Source organism: Hongsoonwoonella zoysiae (assembly GCF_013266695.1).
Classification (GTDB): domain Bacteria; phylum Pseudomonadota; class Alphaproteobacteria; order Rhizobiales; family Stappiaceae; genus Hongsoonwoonella; species Hongsoonwoonella zoysiae.
This window is the reverse complement of the sequence record NZ_JABRXF010000001.1, coordinates 2376284-2392298: the sequence shown is the minus strand read 5'-3', so window position 1 is coordinate 2392298 and position 16015 is coordinate 2376284. Positions and strand designations below refer to the sequence as shown.

At 62.0% G+C, this 16015-nt stretch carries 15 protein-coding genes; 1 reads left to right on the top strand and 14 read right to left on the bottom strand.

The annotated features are described in order from the left end of the window. Positions 1 to 5 precede the first annotated feature (5 nt). The 8 genes from HPQ64_RS11080 to HPQ64_RS11045 form a co-directional block, all read right to left on the bottom strand. Positions 6 to 773: an enoyl-CoA hydratase-related protein gene (locus HPQ64_RS11080; RefSeq protein ID WP_172888391.1), complete on the bottom strand. Its 768-nt coding sequence runs from the start codon at positions 771 to 773 to the stop codon at positions 6 to 8. Next, positions 770 to 2344 (bottom strand): acyl CoA:acetate/3-ketoacid CoA transferase, encoded by a 1575-nt coding sequence (locus HPQ64_RS11075; RefSeq protein WP_172888390.1) that lies wholly within the window; start codon positions 2342 to 2344, stop codon positions 770 to 772. The genes HPQ64_RS11080 and HPQ64_RS11075 overlap by 4 nt, the downstream gene beginning before the upstream one ends. Positions 2345 to 2346: 2 nt before the next feature. Beyond that, complete coding sequence (locus HPQ64_RS11070; RefSeq protein WP_172888389.1) at positions 2347 to 3348, bottom strand: Gfo/Idh/MocA family protein; 1002 nt, start codon at positions 3346 to 3348, stop codon at positions 2347 to 2349. A gap of 197 nt (positions 3349 to 3545) precedes the next feature. Then, complete coding sequence (locus HPQ64_RS11065; protein ID WP_172888388.1) at positions 3546 to 4496, bottom strand: ABC transporter permease; 951 nt, start codon at positions 4494 to 4496, stop codon at positions 3546 to 3548. 7 nt (positions 4497 to 4503) lie between these two features. Further along, positions 4504 to 5553: an ABC transporter permease gene (locus HPQ64_RS11060; RefSeq protein WP_172888387.1), complete on the bottom strand. Its 1050-nt coding sequence runs from the start codon at positions 5551 to 5553 to the stop codon at positions 4504 to 4506. Next, positions 5550 to 7073: a sugar ABC transporter ATP-binding protein gene (locus tag HPQ64_RS11055; protein WP_172888386.1), complete on the bottom strand. Its 1524-nt coding sequence runs from the start codon at positions 7071 to 7073 to the stop codon at positions 5550 to 5552. The genes HPQ64_RS11060 and HPQ64_RS11055 overlap by 4 nt, the downstream gene beginning before the upstream one ends. Positions 7074 to 7329: 256 nt before the next feature. Next, positions 7330 to 8466, bottom strand: coding sequence for a sugar ABC transporter substrate-binding protein (locus HPQ64_RS11050; RefSeq protein ID WP_172888385.1), 1137 nt, complete (start codon positions 8464 to 8466; stop codon positions 7330 to 7332). A 100-nt stretch (positions 8467 to 8566) separates the two neighbouring features. Then, positions 8567 to 9301, bottom strand: coding sequence for a FadR/GntR family transcriptional regulator (locus HPQ64_RS11045; RefSeq protein WP_172888384.1), 735 nt, complete (start codon positions 9299 to 9301; stop codon positions 8567 to 8569). 414 nt (positions 9302 to 9715) lie between these two features. Between HPQ64_RS11045 and HPQ64_RS11040 the strand changes: the two genes are divergently transcribed. After that, a complete protein-coding gene (locus HPQ64_RS11040) occupies positions 9716 to 10432 on the top strand; it encodes a Crp/Fnr family transcriptional regulator (RefSeq protein ID WP_172888383.1) in 717 nt (238 codons plus the stop codon). 3 nt (positions 10433 to 10435) lie between these two features. Here the strand turns inward: HPQ64_RS11040 and HPQ64_RS11035 are convergent, their stop codons facing one another. The 6 genes from HPQ64_RS11035 to HPQ64_RS11010 form a co-directional block, all read right to left on the bottom strand. Beyond that, a complete protein-coding gene (locus HPQ64_RS11035; RefSeq protein WP_210260153.1) occupies positions 10436 to 10720 on the bottom strand; it encodes a cytochrome C oxidase subunit IV family protein in 285 nt (94 codons plus the stop codon). An 8-nt stretch (positions 10721 to 10728) separates the two neighbouring features. After that, positions 10729 to 11316: a cytochrome c oxidase subunit 3 family protein gene (locus HPQ64_RS11030; RefSeq protein WP_172888382.1), complete on the bottom strand. Its 588-nt coding sequence runs from the start codon at positions 11314 to 11316 to the stop codon at positions 10729 to 10731. An 8-nt stretch (positions 11317 to 11324) separates the two neighbouring features. Further along, positions 11325 to 13271: a nitric oxide reductase activation protein NorD gene (locus tag HPQ64_RS11025; protein ID WP_172888381.1), complete on the bottom strand. Its 1947-nt coding sequence runs from the start codon at positions 13269 to 13271 to the stop codon at positions 11325 to 11327. A 28-nt stretch (positions 13272 to 13299) separates the two neighbouring features. Beyond that, positions 13300 to 14112, bottom strand: coding sequence for a CbbQ/NirQ/NorQ/GpvN family protein (locus HPQ64_RS11020; RefSeq protein WP_172888380.1), 813 nt, complete (start codon positions 14110 to 14112; stop codon positions 13300 to 13302). Positions 14113 to 14191: 79 nt separating this feature from the next. After that, positions 14192 to 15541, bottom strand: a complete 1350-nt coding sequence (locus HPQ64_RS11015; RefSeq protein ID WP_172888379.1) for a cbb3-type cytochrome c oxidase subunit I — start codon at positions 15539 to 15541, stop codon at positions 14192 to 14194. Between the two features lie 16 nt (positions 15542 to 15557). Next, the gene (locus tag HPQ64_RS11010) at positions 15558 to 16010 is read right to left on the bottom strand and encodes a c-type cytochrome (protein ID WP_172888378.1); all 453 of its coding nucleotides are present in this window, start codon (positions 16008 to 16010) and stop codon (positions 15558 to 15560) included. Positions 16011 to 16015 lie beyond the last annotated feature (5 nt).

Sequence of the window (16015 nt, the reverse complement as noted above, 5' to 3'; positions counted from 1 at the left end):
ACCGCCTATCTGCCGGTAAACGAGGGCTTACGCTTTTCACGGAAGGCGGCGACCCCTTCGCCCCTGTCTTCGCTTGCCGAAATCGCGGCACTGCCGAGCGCCTCGATCAAGGCGGCGCTGTCTTCTCCCGCGCCGGCATGGATCATGTTTTTCGCAACCTCCGCCGCCCGAGGCGAGAGCTTCGCCGCACCCAGGGCGATCTCGTGGGCTGCTTCACGCGCATTCTCGCTCACATCAGCAACGAAGCCGAGCGCCAATGCACGCTCGGCGGTAATGCGCCGTCCGAAAAGCGCCATCTCCTTGATGACGGGTTCGGGCAGGAGGCGCCGCAGCCGCTGCGTGCCGGACCAGCCGGGGACGATGCCGACATTCGCTTCCGGCAGCCCGAGCGTCGCGCCCGGGACCATCACGCGGATGTCGCAGGCAGCCGCCAGCTCCAATCCGCCGCCGAAGGCATGCCCTGAGATCGCGGCCACGGTCGGCTTCGAAAGCCGCGCCAGACGGTCGAACACGCGGTGGCCGTCCCGCACCCAGTGACGGGCGAACTCCGCAGGCGACAGCTTCGACCATGCCTCGATATCCGCGCCCGCGCAAAACGCGCGCTCGCCTTCCGCCGTCACGACGACCACCCGCAGGTCCGGGTCGCGCTCGATCGCCGTGCAGTGGCTTTCAAGCGCCTCGAGCATACCCGCCGTCAAGGCGTTGAGCTTGTCCGGATTGTCGAGCCTGATCTCCGCAATCGGGCCCGAACGGTTGAGATGCAGCGCGCTCACAGTTCAAGCTCCATAGGACCGTTGGACAAAAGGCTTTGCGGCATTTCGCGCGCGTTTTCGGCGATACGGACCCGGCCTTGAGAAGCCTCGGCGATATCGCGGACGGGATCGATCCCCGGCATGATCTCGGTGGCGACGAGGCCCGTGTCTTCAAGACGAATGACGCAGCGCTCCGTCACATAAAGAACTTCCTGGCCGGTTTCGCGTGCGCGCCTGCCGGAGAAGGTCACATGCTCGACCTCGTCGACCATCTTGGTGAACTTGCCGGGTTTGCCGACCCTCAGCGCATCTTCAGTCAATTCGATCTCGGCTCCGGCCTCGAAAAGGCCCGAGAAAACGATCTTCCTCGCATGCGCGGTGATATCGACAAAACCGCCGCAACCGGCGGTGAGATACGGTTTCTTGCCCAGTTTCGAGACGTTGACGTTTCCTTCCACGTCGATTTCGAGGAAGGACAGGAAAGAGAGGTCGAAGCCGCCGCCCTGAAAATAGATGAACTGCTGCGGGGATGGCACATAGGCATCGGCATTGGAAGCACAGCCGAAGGCGAAACCGGTGAGCGGCATGCCGCCGGTCGCGCCTTGTTCAATCGCCCAGGTCACCGCTTGCGGATGGCCGGCCTCCAGAAGGACGCGCGGCACCATCGCCGAAATTCCGAAGCCGAGGTTTGCCGTCTGGCCCTCTCTCAGCTCCATCGCCGCACGGCGCGCGACGACCTTTTCCACCCCGTGCTCGGCAAGCGAAAAGCTCGACCAAGGCCTGAGGATTTCACCGGAAATCGCCGGATCGTAATACGTTTCCGTCGTCTGGCGCTGGTCGGCATCAACCACCACGAGATCGACAAGGTGGCTCGGCACCCGGACGTCATGCGGGCGGAGCGAACCCGCCACCGTCACGCGCTTCACCTGGGCGATGACCAGACCGCCATGATTGCGAACGGCGATCGCCTGTTCGAGACCGCCGAGGTAAGCGCCCTCGTGCTCGTAAGTCAGGTTGCCGCGCTCATCCGCCGTGGTGGCGCGCAAGATGGCGACATTCGGCACGATATTCGGGAAATGCAGCCAGGTCTCGCCATTAAGGTCGACTCGCGCGACGATGGGCTCCACCTCTGCCGACTTGTTCATCGCGCAGCCCTGGCGCCCGGGATCGACGAAAGTGTCCAGCCCGACCTTCGTGAAGACGCCGGGGCGCCGTGCCGCGACATCGCGGTGCATGTCGAACAGGATACCGGAGGGCACGTTGTAAGCGGCAACGCGGTCTTCAACCAGCATTCGCCAGATTTCCGGCATCGGCAGCGAGGATGGCCCGCTTGGATAGGATCCGGCGACGATCTTCTTGAGGAGACCGTCCCTGGCGATGTGATCGACGCCCTTGATGCCATACATGTCGCCGGCGGCGATCGGGTGCAGCGTGGTGAGGCCGCGCGGGTGCCCCTCCCGCTCGTACCGCGCGCCTATGGCCTCCAGCACCTTGTCCGGGCAGCCGAGGCCGGAGGACGACGAGACGGTGACGACGCTTGCGTCCGGAATGCGTGCCGCCGCTTCGTCAGCCGTGACGATCTTCGATTTCATGCTCAAATCCCGCCGTAATCCACACGAACGGCCCTGCCCTGATCGGCGGCCTCGCGAACGGCAAGCGCGACGGCAAGCGACTTCACCCCGTCCACGCCGTCTGCCGCCGGACGACCGTTTCCGACAACCGCCTTCGCGAATTCTCCAAGCGCGCGGACATAAAGGTTGTGATCGTCAAACGACACGTCCTGACGGCCGTTCGGCCCCACGAGCCACACGCCTCCGACCGGGCGCTGCGTCATCACATCGCGCGCGAAGATCGACCCCTTCGTCCCGTGAAACTCGATCCCCGTGCCGGCGTGGGGATGGGTAAAGCTTTCATGCGTCTGCACCATGGCGCCCGAGGGCATCTTCCAGACGGACATCACGCTATCCTCCACCCCCTGGCCAAGGCCCGACACCGCGGATTGGGCCACGACCTCGACCGGATCCTCGCCCAGATGGAAGCGGACCGTATCGGCATCATGAACGGTGATATCGGGGATCACGCCGCCGCCTGCGGCTCGATCGTTGATGCGCCAGCCGCGAAGATGCTCGGGCAAATTGACGGCATGGAAAACGCGGGCGCTCAGGACCTCGCCGATGCGGCCGGAGGCGATCAGATCGCGGATGGCAAGGTGGGAGCCGGCGTTGCGGAGATGATGATTGGTGGCGAAGACGACACCCTTCGCCTCGGCGGCCCGCACCATTTCGACAGCATCCGAAAGCGTCATCGCCAGCGGTTTTTCGCAAAGGATATGCTTGCCGGCGTCAATAGCGGCCATCGCCTGCGGATGATGCTTCTCGTTGGTGGTCGAGATATAAACCGCGTCGATTTCCGGATCGGCGAGGATTTCATCGAGATCGGTCGAGCTTCGGGCGATTCCGTGTGTTTCAGCGTAGTCCCGCCCGCGCCCTTCATCGGAACTCAGGACCGAGGCGATCTCATGCCCGCTCTGGGCACGTATGGCATCGATCACATAACCCGATGCTATTCTGCTCGCCCCGATCAGCGCCCATTTCATGCCTACACTCCCATAGCCTTGAATTATTTTTGGATCGTTCCAAATTCTCCCAATTAGGTACTGGACCGTTCCAAAAGTGTCAACCGATTTTCCGTTTCAGGATTGCCTTGCCTCTGGCGCTATCCGGCGCCGATCTTTCGCGCGAAGAGGCTGCTCGCACCGCGCCTGACGCGTTACGGCGAGCCATGCCGGGCTCGTCACGAAGTCACGCGCTGGTTGCGCCCGTAGACCAGAAGCATGCCGATGATGACCGAGCCGTAGATGATCTGCCGGCCGGCTTCGGGCATTTGCATGATCGAGAGGACGGAATTTAGCAGCACGATCAGAACCACGCCGATGAGGGTTCCGATATACCGCCCCTTGCCGCCCAGGATATGCGTGCCGCCAAGCACGACGGCGGCGATGGCGGGAAGCAGGAACGCATTGCCCATGCCCTGATAGGCCTTGGCGGAATAACCTGTCAGAAGAACGCCGGCGATTGACGCGCAGACGCTTGAAATCACAAAGGCACCGACGATGACCCATTTCGTGCGGATGCCGGAAAGATATGCCGCCCCCTCGCGCGAGCCCGTGGCGTAAAGAGAACGGCCAAAGCCGGTTCTCGTCAGCATGAGCGCAATGAGAAGGGAAACACCTGCCCATACGAAAATGGCGACGGGAATGCCGAGAAGCTTGTCCTTCGCCAGGAATAGCATGATGGGCGTTGCCGTATCCTGCGGCGCGAAGCCGCCTGTTTGCGCGACCATCAAACCCCGCAATACCGTGTCGACCCCAAGCGTGAAGATCATGGAAGGAATGCGCAGGTAGGCGACGCCGAAGCCGTTCAATAGCCCGACCGCAATGCCGACGCCAAGCGCGGTCGGCAAGGCCAGATCGCCACCGACGGCGGTTGCCGTCATCGCGGCCGCGGTCAATGTCCAGGGGATCGACAGGTCTATCTGGCCAAGCAGGATGACCATCATCATGCCGGCGGCGCAAATGCCGAGGAAAGACCCGGTCTGCAATTGCTGGAGGAGGTAGTTCGGGGAAAGGAGCGGCGCGCTTCCAGCGGTGGAAAGTGTGTAGGCGGTTCCGGCAAGCAGGATCACCACGACGAAGAGAGAGGCGATGACGATGGGCCGGTTCTCGGGTGCAACGGACATGCGCATGGGAAACCTACCTGAACAGATCGAGCTGGTTCTTCACCCTCAACGTACGGAATGCGCCGAAGGAGACAGCGACCAGAAGAACGACCCCTTCGATCAGCGGCTGCAGCAGCGGGTCGATGTCGAGAATGCGGAAGTAGAAAGAGATGACACGCAGGATCATGGCCCCGACGAGGCTGCCGATGGCGCTGCCGACGCCGCCGAGCAGCGACGTGCCGCCGAGCACGACGGCGGCAATGGAGTTCAACGTGTAGGCGCCGGCCTGCTGGATGTCCGCATTGCCTGACGACGTCTGGATGGCGAGATAGAGGCCGCCGCAGGCCGCGAAAAAGCCGCCCAGCGTGAAGGCGGCGATCTTGGCGCGCTCGATCGGCAGGCCGGACATATAGGCAGCCCCTTCCGCCGAGCCGATGGCATAGACCGTACGGCCCGTGACCGAGCGGCGGAACGGCACCCAGGCCACGACCGCCACGAAGACGATGAGCATGATCGGCACCGGAATATCGGCAAATGGCCTGAGCCACCAGGCATTGCCCCCATCCGCAAGCCCGTATGTGTCCGCGAAGTCGTAGACCGAATTGGTGAGCGCCCAACCCAGATCGTCATCCACGTTGCCGCCCGGCTTCGGCCTTATCAGGAGCGCAAGGCCGATGGCGATCGCTCCCGTGGCGAGGGTGGCGATGATGGGCTGGATGCGGCCATAGACGACGATACAGCCGTTCATGAACCCGAATGCCGTGCCCGTCAGCAATGTCAGGAACATTCCAAACAAAATCTGCCAGGGAGATCCGTTCAGCAATTCGGAGGCGACGCAATTCGTCAACGTCATCACCGCACCGACCGAAAGATCGAGCCCGCCGAGCAGAACGGGCAGCGTCTGCGCCATGGCGACGAAGGCGATCGCCGCGGTCTCATTCGAATTCTGAATGGCGACGGCGGAAGAAAACCCGCGCGGATGCAATATGTTATAGGTCAGGAAAAGGACGATGAGCAGGAGCAACGCCGTGGCGAACCCGATGTTCTGGAACAGCCACCTTTTCCAGCCAGCCTTGTGCGTCATGCCGCTTCCACACCTATGTTGAGCGAGGCGGCGACCAGGCTTTCCTCGGTGATGGCATCTCCCTCCTGCTCGCTCACGACACGCCCGGAGTACAGGACCGAGACACGGTCGCAGCAGCCGATCAGTTCCGCGTAGTCGGAAGAATAAAACAGGAGCGCCTTGCCCTCGTTCGCCAGTTCACGCATCAGCCTGTAAATCTCCTGCTTGGTGCCGACGTCGATGCCGCGCGTCGGATCGTTGAGCAAGATGATGTCGGGATCCGTCATCAGCCATTTGGCGATTACGACTTTCTGCTGGTTGCCGCCCGAAAGCGTCATGACAGGATCGGCCACCGAACCGACCTTGATGCGCAATCTCTCGACTTCCTCATCGACCGCTTTTCGCGCGCGGGCGGGATCTATCAGAAATCCGCGCGAAATCTTCGAAAAGGAAGCCGCGAGAAGATTGTCGGCAATCGGCATGCCAAGCATCAACCCCTCCGTCTTGCGGTCTTCGGGCACAAGCGCGATCCGCGTATCGCCCGATTTCGCGGCGGCGGGAGAAGACGGAAGGCCCTTGCGGCCGCCAATATGAAACTCGCCATCGACATCGCGAAGAACGCCGAAAAGCGCGAGCAGCAACTCCTTCTGGCCCTGGCCGTCAAGCCCGCCGAGCCCCACGATTTCGCCCCGCCTCAACGAAAGATCGATCCCGTTCAGCCGATTGCCCCATTTGAGACCGCGAATATTCAGCAGTTCCTCGCCCCGCTCTTCAACCGGCTTGGGCGCGGGTTTCGGCGGGAAATGGGCTTCGACGTCGCGCCCGATCATGAGGCGAACGATCTCGCGTTCGCTCTTTTCGCCCTTGGCGAAGGTTTCGATGTGCTGACCATTGCGAAAGACGGAAAGCGTGTCGCAAAGCGCATCCACCTCATGCATGCGGTGCGAGATGAAAAGGCTGGCGACGCCTTTCGTCTTCAGGTCGGCCAGAAGGTCATAGACCGTCTGAACGTCGCGCGAGGTCAAGGCCGATGTCGCTTCGTCCAGGATCAGAACCTTGGGATTTCGCCCGATCGCCTTGGCGATCTCGACCATCTGGCGGCGGGAGAGGGAAAGCTCGCGCACGAGCGCGTTCGGATCGACATCTTCACAGCGCACCTGGGCCAGAAGCTCTTCGGCGCGCGCGACCTGGGCGCGCCTGTCGATCAGGCCGAAGCGCCGCGGCGGCCTGGAGATGGAGATATTGTCGGCAACCGAAAGATCGGGAACGAGCGACAATTCCTGAAACATGCAGACGATGCCGGCATCGTTCGCCGCATGGGGCGTGGGAAAGGTGACGGGCCTTCCTTCAAGTAGCATCTCGCCCGCATCGGGCTGCAGAACGCCCGACATGATCTTTATCAAGGTGGACTTGCCCGCGCCGTTTTCGCCGAGGATGGCGTGAATCGAGCCCGGGTGGCAGGCGAAATCGACACTCTCCAGCGCCCGTATGCCGGCGAAATATTTCGATATACCGCGGTATTCGACTATGGCCTCGGTCATATCCGTTTCCTCGCCGGGGACGCCGGCCAGTTCCGTATTTCAGGGGAAAAGCGGCCCCGGAGCGTGACCGGGGCCGCTAGTGTGGTGGATTTGAAATACGCCTCACCATTGCAGCCGCCGTCGGAGCGTATTTCAAATCCGGAAACCACACTAGAAACATATATTTGCTAGTCACCCTTTTGAATCTGAAGTTCGTTCAGAGCATGCCGGGCATTGAGACGAACTTCAGATTCGGGTGACTAGGCGGGTGAAGCGGTTATTTCACGTCTTCTTCCGACTGCGCCATGATGGCGGGGCCGGAGATGTTCACACCGCAGGGCGGGAACTCGTTGACGGTAAAGAAGTTGTCCGGCAGATCCGTCCAGTAGTTCACCCCGTTCTCCAGCGACGAGTAGTCGGCAACGGGAAGCGGAACCGAAATGAGCTGCGGCATGACATTGCCTTCCAGCGCCGAGATCGCCGCCTTGATGGCAATCGCCACCAGACCGGGCGACTGGCCGATGGAGATGCCCTTGAGCCCCTCGTCGGCATGTTTGGCCACCAGCTTGCGGTATCCGTTTTCGGATTCACCCGCAATCGGCACCATCGGGTGGCCCGCGTCGAGCAGCGCCTGGACGACGCCGGTCGTTCCGCCCTGGGCGGCGACGGCGTCAAACGTCCCGTGAACGGCAACGGCATCCGCCGTCACCTTCTGCGCCGTGCCGTCATCCCAGTTGCCGACGACCTGGACGACCTCCCAGTCCCCGCCGGAGGCATCGAGCACCTCGTTAATGCCGATCGAGCGGTCGCGGTCGACGGAGTTTCCAGGCAGGCCGCGAACCTCGAGTATCTTGCCGGACGTCTTTCCCTGCGCTTCAAGCTCCTTCAGCAGGAACTCCGCCCAGGTCCGGCCCATGGCAAGCTGATCCTCGTTCACCTGCATGACCTTGTCGGTATCGAGCACATTGTCGAAGGGGACAAGCACGACGTCGTTCTTGTCGGCAAGGCGGATCACACGATCGAAACCGTCCGGCGAGACAGCGATGGTGATGATGGCGTCATAGCCTTGATTGATGAAGTCCTCTATCGCGCCGAGCTGTGCGGGCGCATCCGTACCGGTGGAGACGACCTTGAATTCCGAAATCTTGTCCTTGACCGCCGGATCCTCCGCATAGGCCTTGGCGGTCTTGATCATCTGGATGCGCCAGGTGTTACCGACGAAACCGTTGACGACGGCGATCCGGTAGGGCGCCGGACGCGCCTGCCACTGGAAGTGTTTGGTATCGGCCGACCATGGTGCGAAACATTCGGGATTCGCACCCGGCCCCGAAACGACCTCTGGCCCGGCCACCGCCATATTGACCGACAACGCCAGGACCAATGCCGCAGACGACAATTTCCACGCTGCTTTCATCGCTTTTCCTCCCGTTTTGCGCCTTTCGCGGAATTTCTCGCCGGGTCGGCGCCGCCCGCTTCCGCGCCCTCTCTCAAGCACGGCAGAACTCGTTCATCCGTCAGGCAGATGCCTCCATCTCCTCGTTGAAATATTTGAAGCCCGTCATCAGATGGGTACGCAGGCGATACTGAAACGACAGCCGGTCCCGGTGCGACATGGCCTCTATGACGCCTTCATGTTCGGAGAAGGTTTCCGTCTTGAAGGTGCGGCGGGTCTTCCCCTTCTGCATGATGCGCAGAATGATGGGCTTCATGACGTTATAGACGTCGAGGATTGCGGAATTATCGAGGATCGAGATCAGCCTTACGTGAAAGGCGAAGTCGACCTCCGAAGCCTCCTCCAGATCGTGGATGCCGGCAAGCTTCGCGTTGATGGAATGAAGCTCGTCTATGTCCCGATCGCAAATCCGGTCGAAAAGCTGCTCCACCGAGCCAACTTCGAGCAGATCACGGAACGCCTGCACGTCGCTGAAGGTCTTGCGCGAAACCTCCATCGTGGCAAAGGAAAACAGCTCGATCGCCCGCGACATGCGATTGTCGGTAATCGTGGCGCCGACCTTCGGGCGAACCTCCACCAGCCCGTAAGCCTTCAGGATACGCATCGCCTCGCGAACCGTGTTGCGGCTTGCGTTGAACTGCGCGCAAAGTTCGCGCTCGGTCGGCAGGCTGTCGCCCACCTTGAGCCCGGCTTGCGCGATCAACTCGCGAATCTGGTGCACGACATGGTCAACCGCCGATCCGTCCGGCGAAGCTGTGTCCACCGATAACGCACCCTTGACCGTACTCACCGCCATCCGAAGGTCTCCGTCGCCTTGCTGCAACCCCTACCAAACTATTTGTTGGACCAAATACGTAAAACTGCCTCAAAGGGGCTGTCAATAGATCGCCGGAAAACTTCGGCATTTTTTTTGATCAAGGCGATAAAAGTCGATGAATTATAAGTACATCAGGGGACCCGGTAAGGTGACGCGTCTCGCCGCAAACTGATAGTACAACCTTCATATTTGTCATACCAGGAACCGCCATCCAATTCTCCAATGCCGCCCCCCCGAAACGCAAACCGGACGAAATAGAAAGCAAGGGCTTTCCCGTACTCCTTATGGCGCTTTCGTGCTGCTATAGTCCGGCGGCTGCCTTGCAGGCTCACAGTGGTCCTGCGAAAAGGGAAGCGGAATGCAACTGACAATTGAACACGATATCGGTGGGACATGGCAATCGGCTTGCGCGACGGAGACCTTGAAAGCATCCGCGAAACGGCGATCCTTGGAGGCCTGAGCGAGGACACGCTTCAGGCTCTTATTTCCGACGGCGTGGTCAAGACGCTCGACCGGGGCGAGACGCTGTTCATCCAGGGCGAGCCGGCAAGCGCCTTCTATATCGTGCTCGACGGATGGGTGAAGGTCTACCGCATAACGCCCGCCGGCGAGGAAGCGGTGGTCGGCGTCTTCACCAGGGGCCAGAGTTTTGCCGAAGCAGCCGCCTTCACGGGCGGCGTCTATCCGGCGGGCGGCGAAACGGTCACCGATTGCCGGGTGCTGATGATCCCGGCAAGGCACCTTTTCGCGCGCATTCGCGAAAGCCCCGAAATCGGCCTTGCCATGCTCGCTTCCACATCCCAGCACCTGCATGCTCTCGTCCATCAGATCCAGCAGCTCAAGGCGCATACGGGCGCCCAGCGCGTGGCGGAATTCCTGCTGTCACTGGCACCTGTGGAAGAAGGGGCCTGCACCATCGCCCTTCCCTATGACAAGGCGTTGATCGCAGGCCGCCTTGGCATGAAGCCGGAGAGCCTGTCACGCGCCTTCCAGCGAGTGCGCACCGTGGGTGTGAAGATCAACCAGAACATGGCGACCATCGCCGATGTGGAAGAACTGCGTGACTTCGTGGAGCAGGAACGTGCGGAGGTGCTGCGCTCGCGCGCTTGAGCATCAAGGCGCGGGGACAAGGGCGATCAGAGCGAAGATCATCGCGAGCAGCAGGAAGATCGCGACGGTGAACCCGGCGAGCCAGCCGGGCGCACGGGAAAGCTCCAGATAGTCCGCCAGGATCAGCCGAGCCTTGAAAAGCGTGACAAGCGCGATCGCGCCGAGCCCGGCAAGACGCAGCGTTTCGCCATCCGCAAGCCAGGCGCCGAATGCGCCCAGCGCCGAGAGCGCCATGAGCACCGCCCAGATGAGGAGAAGCGGCCGTTTGCGTATCGCGCCATGCGGCATGGGAACCCTCAACTCAGGTAAAAGACGGCGAAGACGAGCACCCAGATCAGATCGACCATGTGCCAGAAGGCGCAACCTGTCGTCACGTTCTCCTCGCTCGCGAAAACGGCGACCAGTGCGAGGATCATCAGCCCGAAGACGACATGGGCAGCATGGAAGCCGGTGACGAGATAGTAAAGGGTGAAGAAGGTGTTCGTCTCCAGCCCGTAACCATCGGCAAGGTGGCCCGCGTATTCGCCGACCTTCACGGCGAGGAACGCAAGGCCGAACAGGAAGGCGATACCGATGAGCCGGCGCGTTGCCCGAATAACACCCGCCCGCGCCTGCCGGACCGCGCCTGCCGCGAAAACCCCGCTCGTCAAAAGGATCGCGGTGTTGAGCGCGCCTGAAAATGGATCGAGATGGGCTTGCGACGCTGAAAACAGGCCAGGATCAAGCGCGCGGGCAACCGCATAGCCGGCAAGCGCTGCGCCGAAGACGGCCAACTCGCTGATGATGAGGATCCACATCATCGCATCGCCCGGCAGGGCTGAGAGCGGCCCCCAGCCGGACGATATTTCAGCGGCTTCGTTGCAGGCTCCCTCGCCATCTCCCATGGCGACGCTCACTCCGTGACCAGTTGCCGGTAGATCAGCGGCAGCGCTTCCGCAAGCCGTTCGGGCCGGGGAACGAGCGCATAGCCGTTCCGCCCGAAAAGATACGGCAGATAGGCTTGCGTGCCCGCCTCGATGGCGACCGCGAAGACCGCGTGGCCCTGCCGGCGTGCCTCGATCACCGCCTTGCGGGTATCTTCCACGCCGAAGCGGCCCTCGTAATGGTCAATGTCGTTCGGCTTACCATCGGTGATGACGAGCAGAAGCCTGCGGCTTGCAGCCCTCGCCGCCAGTTCCTCCGAGACGTGGCGGACCGCGGCACCCAGGCGCGTATAGAAGCCCGGTTTCAGCGCCGCTATCCTGCGTTCCACGGCAGGGCCCATCGCCTCGCCGAAAGCCTTGCAGCGATTGACGAAGACCTTGTCGCGCCGCAGCGAGGAGAAAGCGTAGATCGCGTGATCGTCCCCCGTCTGCTGGAGGCCATGGCCGAAGGCGGTCAAGGCTTCGCGCGCGACATCGATGACGGAACGTTCCTCGACGATCGCCTCCGTCGAGCGGGAAACGTCGATCAGGGTTGCGATGGCCAGATCCCGCTCCGCATTGACCACGCGTTTGAAGATGCGGTCGCTGCCCTCACCCGACGCGCGAATATCGACGAGCGAACGCACGACCTGATCCATGTCCAGTTCATCGCCATCGACCTGGCGCGGCAGGATCGAACGTTTCGGCCGGAGCGCCTCGAAACGGCGGCGGACAGCGGCGATGCGACGACGGCGAGCCGGGTCTTCGTCAGCGGATGCGGCACCCTCGCCCGGGTCGGCGTCGCTGACCAGGATGCGGCAGGCATCCTTGCGGTATTGGCCCGAGCGATAATCCCACTCAGGCACCAGGTGCTCGCCGGAAAGGGCGACACGGTCGACGTCCTTCGGCGCGAGATCGAGGTCGAAGGCAAGCTTCGTCGCCGGGCGCTGGTCGATATCGCCAAGACCCAGTTCCTGCTGGTCGTCGGCTGCCTTGCGCGCCGTTTCGGCATCGTCATCCTCGACCCGCCGGTTGATGTTCATGAACTGCGTCCATGACAGGATCGTCTCGAAGCGGTTGAGGATCAGGGAATCCCGCTTGTTGATTTCCGAGGAGTCCCGCCGTTTCGCCTTCTTGCGCATGCCGGCTTTCTGGGCGGAACTGGCCGATGCCGCATCATCGCGCTCTCCCGCAGCTTCGGGAGAAGCCGCCTTGCGCCGGTCGAGCCAAAGGGGCACGGGTTCCACCGGGCAGTAGCCATCGGGCGCAAATGGCAATGCGTCGAGCGGCGCCTCCCCCCTGATCGCGGCGCGGAAAAGCTCCGCGGTTTCCGACAACGGCGAGCGATCGCCAAGAAGGGCGCGCACGGCCGCCTCAAGATCGGCCTCCATCTGCGGGCGTTTGGGGCGCCGCCGAACGGCGAGCGTCGCCGCCGCCAGCCTCTCATGAACCGGCAAAAGCCCCGGACAGGCGTCCAGCGTCCCTCGAACGGTGACGCTCGCTGCGCGAAGGGCAGCGACGTCCCGACGAAGGGAATCGCGCATATCGCCCGCCGGCTCGACCGCAAATGCGGCGGATGCGGCAAGCCAGATGAAGAGCGCCTCATTATCCGATGTTTCCGGATAAAGGTCGATCGCGGCCGGCAGGGCAAGCGTCTCACCGTCATAAGCCGCGCGAGCGACGGTTTCCTCAGGTGTGCCGAGCTTCCGCAGCCACGAAAGACGATGGTGCGACATCTCTCCCGCGGCTTCGGCGATTTCAGCACCAGCCGCCCCGCCCAGCGCGCGAAACAGCACACCGATGCGCGATTTCATGGCCTCAAGCGCAACCGCGGCTTCGGGAAAGGACGGCCGGGCGTCGACCTTCGTTATGAACCGGTGCCAGAGGGTCCCGACGGATTCCTCCGGCTCCCAGGGCTTGATATCGGCGAATGCCATAACCCTCTCCTCGTCCGGATCCGGACCGTCAGCCAAGAAGTGCCACGGCAAGATCGTCGAGACCGCGTTTGATCTCGGCATCGTCCGTCAGCGGCTGCAGGAGGCACGCCTCGACCGCCTTCATGACGGGCATGCCGTCGCGGATGAGCGAGGCGGCGTAAACCAGAAGACGGGTCGAGACGCCTTCCTCCAGATCCTGGCCCTTGAGGTCGCGCAGCTTGCCCGCGAGCAACACAAGCGGCTTCACGCGTTCGATCGATAACCTGCTTTCGGCGGCGACGACCTGCGCCTCGCGTTCGGGAGACGGAAAGTCGAACTCAAGCGCGAGGAAGCGCTGGCGCGTCGACGGCTTCAGCGTCTTCATGATGTTCTGGTAGCCGGGATTATAGGACACGACGAGCATGAAATCATCCGGCGCTTCCAGCGTCTCGCCCGTGCGCTCAAGCGGCAGTATGCGGCGGTCGTCGGTGAGCGGATGGAGAACCACGGTCACGTCCTTGCGCGCTTCCACCACCTCGTCGAGATAAAGGATGCCACCCTGGCGCACCGCGCGGGTAAGCGGACCATCCACCCAGACTGTCTCGCCGCCCTTCAGCAGATAGCGGCCCGTCAGATCGGCGGCGGTAAGATCGTCATGGCAGGCGACGGTCGTGAGCGGCAGGCCGAGCCTGGCTGCCATATGGGCAACGAAACGCGTCTTGCCGCAACCTGTCGGCCCTTTGAGAAGAAGCGGCAACTTGTTGCGGTAGGCCGCTTCGAAAACGGCGCATTCATCGCCCGTAGGCAGATAGTAGGGAGCGTCAGCGGATGCGGCGGAGAGGGTGTGAACGGTATCGAGCATGAACCGTCCTCCTTGTAAAATTCTTTTGCGGATCGGGTTTGGAGAGCGGTCCCGACCGAAGCCGGGGCCGCTGTTTCGATTATTCGGCGGGGACCGTTTCGGTCTTCATGCCGGGCGTCACCACTTCCTTGCGCGGCACGAGGACCGCATAAAGGAAGATGAGCACACCGAGCACCACGGCCACGCCTGAGCCGAAGCGCATCCAGAAGAAGAGCGCAAGCTGGTCCTGCACGTCCATGAAGTATTCACCGTTGACCCGCTGCAGGTGCGTCTGGACGACACCGGCGAAGGTCAGCGTGAACGTCATGAACGCCATGCCGCCGGACATCAGCCAGAAGGCGGCCATGTTGAGGACCTGGTTGTAAGGCGTGCGGTTCTTCAAATGCGGCATCGCGTAGGTGATGATCGCGAGATTGAGGCAGACATAGGCGCCGTAGAAGGCAAGGTGCCCATGCGCGGCCGTCACCTGGGTGCCGTGGGTGTAGTAGTTGATCGGGGCGAGCGTGTGCATGAAACCCCAGACGCCGGCGCCGAAGAAGGCAAGCGTCGAGCAGCCCAGCGACCACAGGAGCGCGGCCTTGTTCGGGTGCTCGCGCCGTCCCTTCCAGACCATCACGAAGGTGAATACGACCATTGCGAAGAAAGGCGCGACTTCAAGGGCTGAGAAGATCGAGCCGATCCACTGCCAGTAACCAGGCGTGCCGATCCAGTAATAGTGGTGGCCGGTGCCGAGCAGGCCCGTGAACAGGGCAAGCGCGACGATGGAATAAAGCCATTTGTCCACCACCTCACGGTCGACGCCCGTCAGCTTCAACATCATGAAGGCAAGGATCGCCGCCATCACGAGTTCCCAAACGCCTTCAACCCAGATATGGACGACATACCACCAATACATCTTGTCGAGCGTCAGGTTGGAGGGGTTGTAGAGCGCGAAGAGGAAGAACAGCGCAATACCCCACAGCCCAAGCAGGAGCACGTTGGTGATCGCCGTCTTGCGGCCTTTCAGCACCGTCAGCGTGATGTTGTAGAGGAAGATCAGCGCTGCGACGACGATGCCGAGTTTGACCCAGAGCGGCTGCTCCAGAAACTCGCGCCCCTCATGCACGCGGAAGAGATAGCCCACAACCGCGCCCGACGCGCCGACCATCAGCAGCACGAGCTGGAGGATGGCAAGCTTCGGCGAATGAAGCTCCGTCTCCGCCTCTTCCGGGATCAGGTAGTAGGCGGCCCCGAAGAAGCCCAGCAGGAGCCACACGATCAACGCGTTCGTGTGGATCATGCGGGCGATGTTGAAGGGAAGAAGTTCGGACAGGAAGTTCGGCGCGACATAGATATAGCCGAGCACCAGCCCGAAGGTGACTTGCGCGGCAAACAGCGCCATCGCGCAGTAGAAGTAATAGGCCGCGACCTTTTGTGACTGATATTTCATGATTGTTCGCTCCGGATCAGCCCGCGTCGTTCGGCGGCCAGTTCTGGGTGTCGATTTCGCTGACCCACTTGAAGAAGTCGGCGAGCGCGTCGAGCTCGTCGTCGGTCAGGTTGAACTGCGGCATCTGGCGACGGCCTTCGATGCCCGTCGGTTGGCTTTGCATCCAAAGCTTGATGGCTTCGCGGGCGCCTTCGGGATCGTCGCGTCCGCCGTAGCGTACCCACACGTTGCCAAGCTCGGGCGCGAAGTAAGCCCCCTCGCCCAGCAGCGTATGGCAGTTGATGCAGGAGTTTTCTTCCCAGACGCGTTTGCCGTGGACGACGGATTCCGTCAGCCCCTCGGCATCGGTCGAAGTGTTGACGGCATAGATGTGGCTATGGACCGTCAACGCCCCGAAAACGACCAGGAAGAACAAGGACCCGCCATAAAAGATATTGCGGGCCTTTGAAGCGGTCAGTCCTTCGCTCATCGGCT

Excerpts from the sequence above, each read along its gene's own strand:
- HPQ64_RS11040 (WP_172888383.1), top strand. The coding sequence starts at position 9,716 with ATGGCAATCGGCTTGCGCGACGGAGACCTTGAAAGCATCCGCGAAACG.
- HPQ64_RS11070 (WP_172888389.1), bottom strand. The coding sequence starts at position 3,348 with ATGAAATGGGCGCTGATCGGGGCGAGCAGAATAGCATCGGGTTATGTG.
- HPQ64_RS11020 (WP_172888380.1), bottom strand. The coding sequence starts at position 14,112 with ATGCTCGATACCGTTCACACCCTCTCCGCCGCATCCGCTGACGCTCCC.
- HPQ64_RS11035 (WP_210260153.1), bottom strand. The coding sequence starts at position 10,720 with ATGCCGCATGGCGCGATACGCAAACGGCCGCTTCTCCTCATCTGGGCG.
- HPQ64_RS11050 (WP_172888385.1), bottom strand. The coding sequence starts at position 8,466 with ATGAAAGCAGCGTGGAAATTGTCGTCTGCGGCATTGGTCCTGGCGTTG.
- HPQ64_RS11015 (WP_172888379.1), bottom strand. The coding sequence starts at position 15,541 with ATGAAATATCAGTCACAAAAGGTCGCGGCCTATTACTTCTACTGCGCG.
- HPQ64_RS11055 (WP_172888386.1), bottom strand. The coding sequence starts at position 7,073 with ATGACCGAGGCCATAGTCGAATACCGCGGTATATCGAAATATTTCGCC.
- HPQ64_RS11010 (WP_172888378.1), bottom strand. The coding sequence starts at position 16,010 with ATGAGCGAAGGACTGACCGCTTCAAAGGCCCGCAATATCTTTTATGGC.
- HPQ64_RS11025 (WP_172888381.1), bottom strand. The coding sequence starts at position 13,271 with ATGGCATTCGCCGATATCAAGCCCTGGGAGCCGGAGGAATCCGTCGGG.
- HPQ64_RS11060 (WP_172888387.1), bottom strand. The coding sequence starts at position 5,553 with ATGACGCACAAGGCTGGCTGGAAAAGGTGGCTGTTCCAGAACATCGGG.
- HPQ64_RS11075 (WP_172888390.1), bottom strand. The coding sequence starts at position 2,344 with ATGAAATCGAAGATCGTCACGGCTGACGAAGCGGCGGCACGCATTCCG.
- HPQ64_RS11030 (WP_172888382.1), bottom strand. The coding sequence starts at position 11,316 with ATGGGAGATGGCGAGGGAGCCTGCAACGAAGCCGCTGAAATATCGTCC.
- HPQ64_RS11045 (WP_172888384.1), bottom strand. The coding sequence starts at position 9,301 with ATGGCGGTGAGTACGGTCAAGGGTGCGTTATCGGTGGACACAGCTTCG.
- HPQ64_RS11065 (WP_172888388.1), bottom strand. The coding sequence starts at position 4,496 with ATGCGCATGTCCGTTGCACCCGAGAACCGGCCCATCGTCATCGCCTCT.